9 protein-coding genes are annotated in these 13091 nt (G+C 34.3%); 1 reads left to right on the plus strand and 8 read right to left on the minus strand.

Features of this window, described 5'->3' with window-relative positions; all coding sequences use genetic code 11:
• Window positions 1-83: 83 nt before the first annotated feature.
• From LNP22_RS08495 to map, 3 genes are all read right to left on the minus strand, one after another.
• On the minus strand, window positions 84-2993 hold the full coding sequence (locus tag LNP22_RS08495) for a DEAD/DEAH box helicase (RefSeq protein WP_229976155.1): 2910 nt from the start codon (window positions 2991-2993) through the stop codon (window positions 84-86).
• Window positions 2994-3114: 121 nt separating this feature from the next.
• Window positions 3115-3888 (minus strand): class I SAM-dependent methyltransferase, encoded by a 774-nt coding sequence (locus LNP22_RS08500; protein ID WP_229976156.1) that lies wholly within the window; start codon window positions 3886-3888, stop codon window positions 3115-3117.
• A gap of 22 nt (window positions 3889-3910) precedes the next feature.
• Window positions 3911-4729: a type I methionyl aminopeptidase gene (map, locus tag LNP22_RS08505; protein WP_229976157.1), complete on the minus strand. Its 819-nt coding sequence runs from the start codon at window positions 4727-4729 to the stop codon at window positions 3911-3913.
• A gap of 174 nt (window positions 4730-4903) precedes the next feature.
• Between map and LNP22_RS08510 the strand changes: the two genes are divergently transcribed.
• Window positions 4904-6175, plus strand: a complete 1272-nt coding sequence (locus tag LNP22_RS08510) for a DUF445 domain-containing protein (protein ID WP_229976158.1) — start codon at window positions 4904-4906, stop codon at window positions 6173-6175.
• Between the two features lie 59 nt (window positions 6176-6234).
• Here LNP22_RS08510 and LNP22_RS08515 read toward each other — a convergent pair whose 3' ends face one another.
• The 5 genes from LNP22_RS08515 to gpmI form a co-directional block, all read right to left on the minus strand.
• Entirely contained in the window at window positions 6235-7623 is a 1389-nt protein-coding gene (locus LNP22_RS08515; RefSeq protein ID WP_229976159.1) for a TolC family protein, read from the minus strand.
• Window positions 7623-8969 (minus strand): HlyD family secretion protein, encoded by a 1347-nt coding sequence (locus LNP22_RS08520; protein WP_229976160.1) that lies wholly within the window; start codon window positions 8967-8969, stop codon window positions 7623-7625. Before LNP22_RS08520 ends, LNP22_RS08515 begins: the two co-directional genes overlap by 1 nt.
• On the minus strand, window positions 8963-10633 hold the full coding sequence (locus tag LNP22_RS08525; RefSeq protein WP_229976161.1) for a peptidase domain-containing ABC transporter: 1671 nt from the start codon (window positions 10631-10633) through the stop codon (window positions 8963-8965). The genes LNP22_RS08520 and LNP22_RS08525 overlap by 7 nt, the downstream gene beginning before the upstream one ends.
• A gap of 13 nt (window positions 10634-10646) precedes the next feature.
• A complete protein-coding gene (locus LNP22_RS08530; RefSeq protein ID WP_210664688.1) occupies window positions 10647-11318 on the minus strand; it encodes a TetR/AcrR family transcriptional regulator in 672 nt (223 codons plus the stop codon).
• A gap of 131 nt (window positions 11319-11449) precedes the next feature.
• On the minus strand, window positions 11450-12967 hold the full coding sequence (gpmI, locus tag LNP22_RS08535) for a 2,3-bisphosphoglycerate-independent phosphoglycerate mutase (RefSeq protein ID WP_229976162.1): 1518 nt from the start codon (window positions 12965-12967) through the stop codon (window positions 11450-11452).
• Window positions 12968-13091 lie beyond the last annotated feature (124 nt).

The following is a 13091-nucleotide window of genomic DNA, read 5'->3' on the forward strand; positions in this document are numbered from 1 at the left end:
ATTATGTTGTAAGATTGTAAATATAACAATTTTATGTAACGTAAGAAGAGGCTGCGTTTTAATGCTTTCAAAAATAAAATGTATTAAGAGCTTAAAATATATTCTAAATTGGCTTCTATCTCGTTGCTGATGTAGCTTTCTTCTAAAAGCGAATCCGAAAGCAGCTTTTTGTTTTCCTGTAATTTGATTATCTTTTCTTCGACCGTATTTTTAGAGATAAAACGAATAACATTGACCTTGTTTAATTGTCCAATTCGGTGCGCTCTGGCAACTCCTTGTTTTTCAGCAAAAGGATTCCACCAAGGGTCTAAAAACAAAACATACGATGCTTTGGTAATATTCAGTCCAACGCCGCCAGCTTTTAGCGAGATAAAAAAGAATAAAGTATTTTCGTTTTCCTGAAACTGGTTTACTTGCTGCTCTCTTTTTTTGGTATTGGTTTCCCCTGTGATTTCGCAAAAATCAATTTTGTTTTCTTTGCACCAAGAAGTGTAAAAACTCAAATTAGTAACAAAGGAGCTAAAAATGATGGTTTTTTGTTTTCCTTTCACCAGATTTTCTAGATAATTGGTGACTGCAATATATTTTCCAGAATCAATTTCAGACTCGTTATCGATCATTTTCGGGTGATTGCTTAGTTGTCTCAACTTCATCAAAGTGTTGATAATGCTAATTTTGTCAGGGCTGGAACCGTCTGTTTTTAATAAAAAATTCCGGGCTTTTGATTTTTCTTTTTCGTATAATTTCTCCTGCTCAGGATCCATATTACAATAGTAAATTTGTTCTGATAGTTCTGGTAAATCCTTCAAAACCTGTTCTTTGGTTCTTCTTAAAATGTAAGGCTGAATAAGTGTTCTTAATTCAGCCAAACTATTCTCGTCCTGCTTTTTTTCGATCGGAATTTTAAAATTTTCTGTAAAAAAAGCATAACTCCCCAAAATATCCGGATTGATAAATTGCATTTGCGACCACAAATCGTCTAAGGAATTTTCGATTGGTGTACCGCTCAATGCAATCTTATGAGCCGTATTTATTTGATTAATCGCTTTAAAAATTTTAGAATTTTTGTTTTTAATGTATTGACTTTCGTCTAAAATTAAATAACGGAAATTATATTTTTCTAAAATTGCAATATCGCGGTGAACAATATTGTAGCTGGTAAAAATCAAATCTGATGAAGCCAACTTATGCGACAATAGTTTTCTGTCATTGCCAACATATTGCATTTTTGAAAAATGCGGCGTAAACTTTTGAGCTTCGTTGTACCAGTTGAAAACAAGTGACGAAGGTAAAACGATTAAGGTTTTTAGAGGTTCTCTTTCTACAACAGTTTCATTTTGAAACAAATCAAAGTTTGTTGTCTTCGTTGTAAAGCCTAATTGCTCTTGCACGGCAACCAGAACGGCTAAGGTTTGTAATGTCTTTCCAAGTCCCATATCATCGGCCAGGCAAGCCCCCAAATTCGAGTTAAAATGTCCTAAAAGCCATTTTACACCCTCAATTTGATACGGTCTTAAAGTCGCTTTTAGCAATTCAGAGGCAGTATATTCTGCATTATAAATTGGAGTTGAGGTCGTTTTTAGTTCCGGAAATGCATCCAAAACTGCAAAATTATTTTTACGCAAAAGAAGGTTTCCATTTTCAGTTTTGGCTAATTTGGCTAGCGAACTGTATTTGGTGAGCCATTCTAAAGGGATCAGAAAATAACTGCCGTCAGGCAACAAAAAGAGTCTTTCTTTGCTTTTTATGTTTGTGATAATTTCGCTAAAGCTAAAACTAAATGTACCGCTGGTAATGATTATTTTTACATCAAACCAATCTTCTTTTGTTGTTGCTGTAGAAGAGGAAATAATAGCCTTTTCTGTACTGATTTCTTTACTTTCGAGTTTTAAATTTTCTATTGTAAATCCCAGATTTTTTAGCGCTTCTTTATGATTAATAATAAAATGAATATTGGCGTACGGATCATGAATTTCTTCATCACGACTGCAACCAAACAATTCATTTTTAATTTTTGATAGTCCGATTTCGAGTAATTTGTTGGTGTACAAATTTTCATCAGAATTTCTTTTGTGTTGAATTATTCTGGGTTCATTTGGAATACTAAAATCAACAAAAGTATGTTTTGTTTTTGTTTTATTGCCATCAAATAAATAGCCATCATAATCAAAACAAAGCGTGATATAATAACAGTTTTTAAAGAAATCATAAACAGATTGCAGCGTACACGAAGTAATTTTATCGCGATGCTCGATTTCAAAACCGGTGGCTTCGATGTCTATTTTTTTGGCAATTTCTGGAATAAAATTTTTAAAATAAGTATCAACTAGTTTTGAGGGTATTTCAATTGATTTTTTCTTTAAAAAAGGCGAGAGTTTTTTAGCATTAAGGTCTTTTAATTGCCCTAATTTCTTGTCGATAATCAACCAGCCAGGTTCATCCAAAAGAATAGTTATGCTGCTATCCATTGGCGAAAATAACGTTTGGTTTTCTTTTAAAGAAAGTGTGTATGTAATTCCTTCGGAATGTTTTTCGAATTGAATTTGAGGTTCTAAATAAAGCGCAGCTGTAGCAACTCGGGATCGATAAAAATCCTTTTCAACGCCCATATTGACAGACAATGGAAATTTTTCTTCTACAATCAGAGTGTAAAATATGTTCAAATTTGTTTTTAAATGCTGGCGAATGGCAAACTCAATTTTGGCATCTTTTTGCAAATCAGCAATTGTTTTTGCCGATTTCATTTTTACATTGAATTTCTTGAAAATAAACTCAGATTTTAAAGACTCGCAAACAGTGAGTATTTTTTTTGTACTGGCATCTAAATTTTCAAAAACAATTCCAAAACTTTCCAGTACATCCGGACTTGCTTTTTTATTTAAATATTTAATTTCATCAGTATGTTCAAGAATGTAAGCGGTTGGAATATAAGTATCCAGGTTTTTATCTAAACCGATGTCAAAACAAAATTGAAATGATTTCGAAGGTTCCAAGTTGAGAGATTTGGTTGGGGGGTGATTTAGGAAATTATCTAAAATTAAAAAGTTTTCAAAATAGCAATAAATTGAAAACTTTTTAAATGAACTTATATTATTTATAGGATGAAAATAGTGTTTAATTTTCCGGTTTAAAGCATAGCGGAATAATTTCACCTTTTGCCAAACAGTATTTTTCAACCATTTCAGGCGTCATCTTGTTGGTGTAATCTTCTTCAATAACAATAAAACCAATGCTTCTTAACTTGTCAAAATAATCCCGACCGTAGATGCGAACGTGATCGTATTGTCCGAATATTTTAGCACGTTCTTTTTGGTCTGTAATGGTATCATCTGCAAAAGTTACTTCTCGTGATAAATCCTGTGGAATTTGCAAAACGGCCATTCCGCCCGGTTTTAAAACACGAAACAATTCTTGCATGGCTTTTGTATCATCCGGAATGTGTTCTAAAACGTGATTACACAAAATCACATCATATTCATTATCTTTAAAAGGCAAATTGCAAATATCGGCTTTTACATCTGCCAAAGGCGAAAGCAAATCGGTTGTAGTGTAATCCAGGTTTTTTTGCTTTCGAAATAATTTGTAAAAAGCTTGTTCGGGCGCAAAATGGAGTACTTTTTTGGGTGCTGTAAAAAAATCGGTTTGATCGTTTAAGTACAACCAAAGCAAACGATGCCTCTCCAGCGAAAGCGTGCTTGGCGAAAGTACATTGTTACGCTGTTTTCCGTATCCGTAAGGCAAAAAACTTCTGAAACTTTTTCCGTCAATTGGGTCAGTATATTTGCTTCCTTTTAATGAAAGAGCCAAAATCGGACGAGCGACATAACTCAACCGAATTAATAATGGGCGTGGAATAGTGTTAAGTACTAATTTGAAAAGTTTTTTCACAGGATTAGATTCGGTTTTTTATTTATAGTACTAAAGGCACTTTTCTAAATTCATCTTCTTCGTTGCTTTCGATTCCTAATGCTTTATAGATATAGTAAAAAGTCGATAAAATTTCTGGTTTACCGTCTACTAAAGCAACGTCATGTTCAAAATGGGCACTAGGTTTTCCGTCGGCAGTCAGGATTGTCCAGCCGTCTTTTAGTTGTTTGATGTTTCTGGTTCCCATGTTTATCATCGGTTCAATCGCAACCACCATACCTTCAACAAAAAGTTTTCCGCGACCTTTTTTTCCGTAGTTTGGCATTTCTGGTTCTTCGTGCATTTTTTGCCCTAAACCGTGCCCTACTAATTCACGTACAACTCCGTAACCGTGAGATTCTGTGTATTTCTGAATCGCATTTCCAACATCTTCCACACGATTTCCGGCTTTAAATTCTCTAATTCCTACGTACAAAGATTCTTTGGTTACCTGCAATAGTTTTTTGGTTTCAGGAGCAACTTCTCCAATTTCAAAACTGTAAGCGTGATCACCGTGATATCCGTTTTTATAAGCGCCACAATCTACAGAGATCACATCGCCACTTTTTAAAGGTGTATTGTTCGGAATTCCGTGTACAACTTGGGCGTTTGGGCTCATGCAAAGCGAATTTGGGAAGTCATACAACCCCAGAAAACTAGGTACCGCTCCGTGGTCACGAATAAATTCCTCGGCCAGTTTGTCCAGATATAATGTGGTAACTCCTTCTTTTATCTCAGAAGCAATCATACCTAAAGTTTTAGAAACGATCAACGCACTTTCGCGCATCAACTCGATTTCTTCACGTGATTTTACAATAATCATAATTTCGGATTTTCAGTTGGCAAAAGTACAATTTTAATATTATTCTTTTTGTTTTTGATTTTGAATTTAATTTCAACAAATAATTTTTAAAAACCGCTAAATGTTACGTATTCCATTCGGCTCAAAAGTGTTTTCAAATTTTAATTGGCAGAAAAGCCGTAAATTAGCGAAAGAATGAATTTTTTAATTATGAAAACCACTACAGATCACGAAATTATATCCAAACAAAAGGCTTTGAATAAAATGAAAAACAATGCCTTGGCGCTTTTAGGCGTTGCCGTATTGCTTTTTATAGTAGCTATTTATTTTAAAATTCCGATGCTACAGGCTTTTAGCGAAGCTGCAATGGTAGGTGGAATTGCAGATTGGTTTGCGGTGGTTGCACTGTTTCGCCATCCATTGGGAATCCCGATTTGGCACACGGCGATTATTCCTTTAAAGAAAAACGAAATTGGCGAAAACCTAGGCAGTTTCGTTTCGGAAGAATTTCTAAATCGTGAAAAATTAGAAATCAAATTAGAAGAATTTAATTTTGCAACAAAAGCTTCAGAGTGGTTATCAGAAAAAGAAAATGCTGTTAAAATTGCCAATCTGGTCGCAGTCAATATTATTCCGGGTATTTTAAAAACCATCAACGACGAAGATATCAAGCGTTTTATTCAAATTCAATTTAAAGAAAAACTCGAGGCAATTAATTTTGGAGATTGGGTAGCTTTGTCATTAGAACCGTTGCAAAAAGGACAATTGAAAGAACAAATGCTAACCAATATTATAGATGTTTTGTGCAACGAACTCATCGATAATAAAGATTTAATTCGAAAAAAAGTAAAAGAATCAACGCCAATTTTGACCTTTGGCTTAGCCGATAAAAGCATTTCAGAAGGTGTTTTTAATGGTTTGTATGATTTCTTGAATGAAACTAAAAATCCAGAAAGCGATATACGCGCCAAGATTGACCAATATGTGTATGATTTTCTCGATAAAGTAAAAAACTCTGAGGAAATGAGGGGTAAAATCAATAATGTAATTTTAGGTTTTGCCGGAAAAAAAGAAGTTCAGGATTACATTAACGGAATTTGGGACGAAATAAAACTTTCTATTAGCGATGATTTAGATAAAGGAGATCAGTCTTCTATAAAAAATAATATTTCCAATCTGATTCAGAGTTTCGGGAAAGGCATTAAAGAAGATCAAGCGATGCTGCATAAGATCAATAATTTTATTAAAAATGATGTGCTTTCGATACTCATCAATAATAAAAAAGTAATTGGAGATTTGATTGCTTCAACCGTAAAAAGTTGGGATGGAAAAGAAGTTTCTGAAAAATTAGAATTAGAAATAGGGAAGGATTTACAGTACATCAGAATCAACGGAACGCTTGTTGGCGGGCTAATCGGGCTCGTAATTTATGCTTTCGAGTCCGTCTATCATCACTTTGTATTTTAATCCCAAAAGTGATATGAGTTATGATAAACCCATATCACTCATGAGAATAACAGCAACCTTTAATCAGGATTTGCCATGATTTTAAAAAGCTCTGAATTGGACATGTAAAATCTGTTTTCGAGCGCAATAGAAGCCAGTTTTGCACTTACAAGGTTGTTCTCTCGCGTGTTAATTAAAAACAAAGAACTTTCTCCAAACGAAAATAGACGTTCCTCTGAGTCCAGCATGGTAATATTATTTTCTACCAGATCTTTTGCTAACTTTTTTTGCTTTAACAGCGAATTAATTTCAGTTTTTTGGGCATTTATTTTATTGGTCAGCTGAGTTTTCTCTAAAGCTAGAGCAAATTGGCTTTCTTGAACTTTATATTTTGCCAATTTCAAACTTCCTCGTTCTTTTCTTAAAAATAAAGGGAAGTAAAATTCTAAGCCAATTTTATAATCATCAAAACGATAATTGTCGATGTAGCTTGGTTCTGATAAATAGGAGTAACCTACATTGATTTTCGGCAAAAGCATATTTTGCTTCAGATCTTTTTCTACATTCAAAATGTCTATTTTGTTTTGCAAAGCATTTAATTTTGGATGTGTTTCCGGATTAAAATCGTTTTGCAATAAATCATTTGTTTTTAATGTTTCCTGCAATGTGGCTTCGAGCGCAGTTTCCGGCACCAGTTCTTCAGAAATTTCTAACGGAATATTGTTTTCCAGCCACATAAAATTAGACAATTCTAGTTTTGCTTTGGCTAGTTTTAATTTAGAATCTTCTAGACTTAATGCTCGATTTTTTACTATTATTCCCGCTTCAATGCTATCTATGGCAGGTTTATCGCCTTGCGTAATTAAGGATTTTATTCCTTGCAGACGTATTTCAGCATTCTTGTTGTAAGTATCGTAAAGCTTCATTTCCTCAAAGTTCTTCTTCCAGTTGAAATAAGCAATCGAAGCATCATACAAAACGCTTACGGCTTGCAGTTTTCTTTCAGCATCACTTAGTTTTATTTGAATTTTTGCTTTGCGAACATCAGCCATTCTCTGGTTGATTAATAATCCCTGTCCAATCGGAACGCTGATTCCAAAAGAGGTTAATCCTTGATTTGGTGTCGTATTTTCAGGATTTAGATAAACACCTTCGTTATTATCAAAACCTGCTTTTAACTCAATTCCGTACCATGTTGGTATTTTAAAACTACTGTTTAGAATAGAATAATATTCTTTATCCTTAAATTGTTTTTGACTAAAATCGACTTCAATTTTGGGGTCAAAACCACCTCGGGCCATCATCAAATTGGCTTGTGCTTTACTTATTTCTAAATTAGCATTTTTTACCAAAGGATGGTATTTTTTTACATATCCAAGAAACTCATTGTAGGTAAGTTCTTTAGAAATGGGTTGCTGGCCAAAAACGGTACAAGCCAAAAAAAGAAAAGCGATACATATTGGTTTCATTATTTTTTTTCTTTAGTTACTTTTTCTCCACTTTTATAATAATTAGGAGGAAATCCGTTTAAGGTTCTCCAAATTTCAAACCAAATTGGTACCGTATCCAATAGTGCAATTGTTTGAGCACCAGAGCCAATGCTCAATTGTTTTGGCCAATGTGCTTCGTTTGGATCTGGGGCAATTAAGATTCTGTATTTACCATTTTCACTTATAAAATTTTCAATAGCAACCACTTTTCCTCCAAAAGTACCATAGGAAATATCCGGCCATCCTGAAAATACAATAGTAGGCCAACCGTCGAACCAAATACGTATTTTTTCACCTTTTTTAATTAGAGGTAAATCAATCGGGTTGATAAAAGTTTCTACCGCAATATCGTACTGAGACGGCATAATGGTTACAATTGGTGTTCCTTCTTTTATAGTTTCGCCCAAACCTGCCTGCAATGCTCGGTTGATATAGCCACTTTGAACGGCTCTGATGTAGTACATTCCGTTACGTAAACTGTAATTGGCGTACTGATTTTCTAATTTACTCACCTGAGCTTCTGTATCAAATTTATTACTCAAAGTGGTAAACTGATCGCTTTTTGCTTTGGATATTTTTTCAGCATATTCTGCGCCAATTCGGTTGATTTCAACTTGAGCATTGATAAATTCATTTTTGCTGGTGAGATATTTGTTTTCCTGCGTAATAATTTTGGCATCAACATCCTGCAGTTTCAATCGTTTTTCCTCGACATCGGTCAGCGGTTTCAAACCTTCTTTATTCAGTTGTACAGAACGGTTGTATTGTGTGTTCGCAATTCTCAATTGTGTTTTTGCAGCCACAAGATCCATGCTGTCACTTTTTATTTTTAAGAGTGATTGTTTGACCTTGTTTCGGGCTTGCTCAAGTTTTAATATTTTTTCGTTTTCTATAGATTGAATTTGAGTCGAAAGCGTATTCACTTTATCATCATAAGATTCCAGCGAATTCTTTTTTGCATCAACCTGATTTTTGGTATTTGCAACCAAATTAGGATCCATGTAATCCTCTTTTATTTCAGAAATAAACAAAATGGTATCACCTTTTTTTACAAAATCGCCTTCTTGTACGTACCATTTTTCAATTCTGCCCGAAATAACACTCTGTATCGATTGTGGTCTTTGGTTAGGTTTTAAAGTCGTCACAGAACCCGATCCCGAGATATTTTGTGTCCATGGCAGGAAAAGAGCAACGATTCCTAAAATAGATGTGCCTATTATTATTTTATTTAAAATTCTGAAATGAGGCCTGTTGCTGAGGTTTTTTACAGTCTCGTAGTGATCAAGTGGCTGTAGTTTTGTTTTGTTGTCAGATATGTTTAACATGGCGTATTGTTTTTTTGATCAAGTAATATAATGCCGTTCTTCATCGTTATTTTTCGTGTCGCTTTTGTTTTCCAATACGGGTTTTTAGAGGAAACAATAATCGTCCATTTGTTTTTATCAGAAGTGATAAAATCAATAATTTCATTAGCAGTGTTTTCATCCATCGTGTCTGTCGGATCTTCATAAAAAAGCACTTTTGGCTTATGAATAATACTTCGTGCCAGCAGGATTTTCTGAGCATTAGAAGAAGATAATTGTTTCCCTTCTGGATAAATATAGGTTTCTAAACCTTTTGGCTGTAATTTTATAAATGAGCTTAGTTGAACGCCATCAAGGGCCCATTTTAAGTCTTCAGAACGTATTGCCGGGTTATTAAAAGTGATGTTTTCTATAATTGTTCCTTCAAACGGGGTTTCATTATGAATGATACTTCCAATTTGCGAGCGATATTGTTTTAAACTTATTTTTCTAAAAGTATCATCGTTGATATAAAAAGCACCCGAATTCTGTTTTAATAAACCTGATAATAATCGGATGAGTGTTGTTTTTCCCGAACCATTTTCCCCTTCAATTACAATTCTTTCACCTTGTTCTATTTTAAGAGTGATAGAATCCAGCGTGTTGGTTGGAGAATCCGGAAACTTAAATTTTAAATTTTCAGTTTCTAAAGTGATGTTGTTGTAGCAAATTTCGTTTTGCAAATCGGTATTTTCTTCTAATTCTAAATCCGTTACCTGGCCTATTTTTTCAACAGAAGTCAAAACGTCATAAAAGCTCTCAAGGCCAAGGATAATCTTTTCAACAGAATTAATGACCAATAAAATGATGATTTCTGCGGCTACAAACTGCCCAATATTCATCTGCTGGCTCAATACCAAATATCCTCCAATAGACAATAAACCCGCCGTAATGATAATCTTGAAGATGATTAGTTGTGTAAATTGCTTTTTGATGACATTAAAATGTTTCTCTCTATAATTGATATAGTCAGTTACTAAAGAATTGTTTTTCTGAAGGGCAAAATCATAGTTTAATTCATTTCTGAAACTAAAATTATTGCGGGCCATTTCCTGTAGCCAACCTGCCACTTTATATTTGAATTTAGATTCTTTCAAACTGGTTTCTAAACCAGATCTGTACGAAAATTTAAAAATAAAGTACAAGAGCAAGAATAATAAAAGTCCAAAGACAATAAAATAAGGATGGTACAGCGACAGTAATATGATTCCGAAAGTAATTTGCAGTAAAGCAGCCGAAAAATCAATTAATAATTTTGAAGTTCCTTTTTGGATGGTCATAGTGTCAAAAAAACGATTCGTTAATTCTGGTAAATAAGTGCCATATAATTCGACTGATTTTATTTTTGGCAAACGACCAGCAAACTCAAAAGAGGAACGCACAAATATTTTTTGCTGTAGGTTTTCTGTGATTCGTAATTGCATCAAAGAGAGAACGCCTACAAGCGCAACCCCGGCAACAACAAGTACAATTAGCACAATCCAAGAGGCACTAACTCTTCCGGATTGTATAAAAGTAATAATTGCCTGAATTCCCAGCGGAAGCGATAAACTGATTAATCCAGCAAAAATAGCATAGAAAAAAATCTGATAAATATCTTTTTTGTCTAGCCTTAGTAAGTTGTAAAATCTTTTTAGTGGTGTCATATTGTTTTTATAATTAGCGCAAAGCGTTTTCTGCAAGGTTGAGGTAAAATTGAGTTGTTGTCACAGTTTCATTGCAATCTGTAATTGTTTTGAGATGATCTGTTAGAAAATGTTGGTGCAAACTTCCTTCTACAATAGTTGAAACTAATGATCTTGCAAACGGATATTCGGGATTTACTTCCTTGACAATCAAAACAATTCGATTGATAACTCTTTTGTATATTAAAAAAAAGCCTTCTTTGTTTTCCTGATCAACTTCTTTAGTATGCAGTGTTTTTGTAAATTCTGCAATTATTATTTTATTCAGGATGGCTTCGTTAATGTGATCTGCTAAGGCATCATGCGTTATTTTTTCTGTAACTATGGTAATGGCTTTTTTTAGTTTTTCTTTTTTATCTAAAATATTTGTGGTGCTAAAGACCAATTTATATTCCATCCAGCTCCAATACCATGAAGATAAATAGACTAGTAGCTTGTGTTTGTTTTCGAAATAGCGGTAAATAGAACTTTCGTTAGATCCTATTTTTTCTCCTAATTTTTTAAATGTGAAATTATCAAAACCAATCTCGTCAATGAGGAGAATACTTTGCTCGAGAATTTTTTTTCCCAATGCAGATGTTTCGGGATCTTTTACATAGATCTTTTCGTTGACTTGCATTTTTAAATTTGATAGTATAATCTCCATAAAAGTTATTTAAAGTGCAAATATAATAGTATTACTATCAATATAGAAATTTTAACTTTTATTTAGGTAAAAAATAAGCTGCTCTTATAGTAAAAGCAGCTCATTTAAAGTATCTAAAAAAAAAGATTTTTCTACAATAATGAATGACATGTCATAGCATTAGGTTGCGGAATCCCCATCAATTCTAAAATAGTTGGAGCGATGTCACCTAGCACGCCATTCTGAATGTTTTTTAAGTGTTTGTCGATCAAAATAATCGGCACCGGATTTGTTGTATGCGCTGTATTTGGGCTACCATCAGGATTAATCATGGTTTCGCAATTTCCGTGATCGGCAATTACGATAGTCGTATAATCGTTTTCAAGAGCGGCTTCTATAACCTGTTTAACGCATGCATCAACAGCTTCACAAGCCAAAATTGCGGCGCTCATGATTCCCGTATGTCCTACCATATCGCCATTGGCAAAATTCAGACATACAAAATCTACTTCTCCTTTATTGAGTTCCGGAACAAGGGCAGCTGTAAGTTCAAACGCACTCATTTCGGGTTGTAAATCGTATGTTGCCACTTTTGGAGAATTTCTTAAAATACGGGATTCACCTTCAAAAGGAGTTTCTCGACCACCAGAAAAGAAAAATGTCACGTGCGGATATTTCTCTGTTTCGGCAATGCGTATTTGTTTTTTGCCTGCTTTTTCTAAAACTTCGCCCAAAGTTTCAGTAATATTATCTTTGTTGTAAACTACTTTTACGTTTTGGTACGTTTCGTCGTAGTTGGTTAGCGTTACATAATACAAGTTGAGCTTGTGCATGTTTTGCTCGTGAAAATCCTGTTGCGAAAGTGCTTCAGTAAGTTCACGGCCTCTGTCTGTTCTGAAATTAAAAAAGATCACAACATCTCCTTCTACAATCGTAGCCAGCGGAATTTCATTTTCATCGACCATTATGATCGGTTCAATAAACTCATCCGTTACTTGATTGGCATAACTTTCAAGGACACTTGCGACCGCATTTTTTGATGGAGTTCCGATTGCATTTACGATCAAATCATACGCCAATTTTACGCGCTCCCAACGTTTGTCGCGATCCATGGCATAATAACGACCAATGATCGAAGCAATTTTTACAGGAGTATCTTTAATATAATCTTCTAAATCATGAATGTACTTGGCGCCTGATTTAGGATCAACATCACGACCGTCTGTAAAAGCGTGAACAAAAACATTTTGTAAACCATATTCTTGCGAAGCGTCAATTAATCCGCGTAGATGAGACGTATGTGAGTGAACACCTCCATCCGAAACTAATCCCACAAAATGTACCTTTTTATGGTTGTCTTTGGCATAAGTAAAAGCATCAATAAGCACTTGTTCTTTTGCGAGCGTTTTATGGGCTACCGCAAGATTTATTTTGGCCAAATCCTGGTACACAATTCTCCCGGCACCAAGATTCATGTGACCTACCTCGCTATTACCCATCTGTCCTTCCGGCAAACCAACGTTTAATCCATCGGTGCGAAGTTGAGCGCTTGGGTAATTTTTGTACAGGCTGTTTATAAAAGGAACATTTGCATTGTCTATTGCAGATACTTTAGGGTCAGGAGATTTTCCCCAACCATCCAAAATCATAAGGATTACTTTCTTGTTCATTAGTTTTTAGTTTTTACAAAGATAAGCCATTTATAAAACGTGAAGGAAAGCATTTTGACAATTATGTTTTATGAAATTTAGCCCTATAAAAAATATTAATTTAATTGTAGAAGTGTTTGTTTTT

It is taken from the genome of Flavobacterium flavipigmentatum (assembly GCF_020911905.1).
Lineage (GTDB): Bacteria > Bacteroidota > Bacteroidia > Flavobacteriales > Flavobacteriaceae > Flavobacterium > Flavobacterium flavipigmentatum.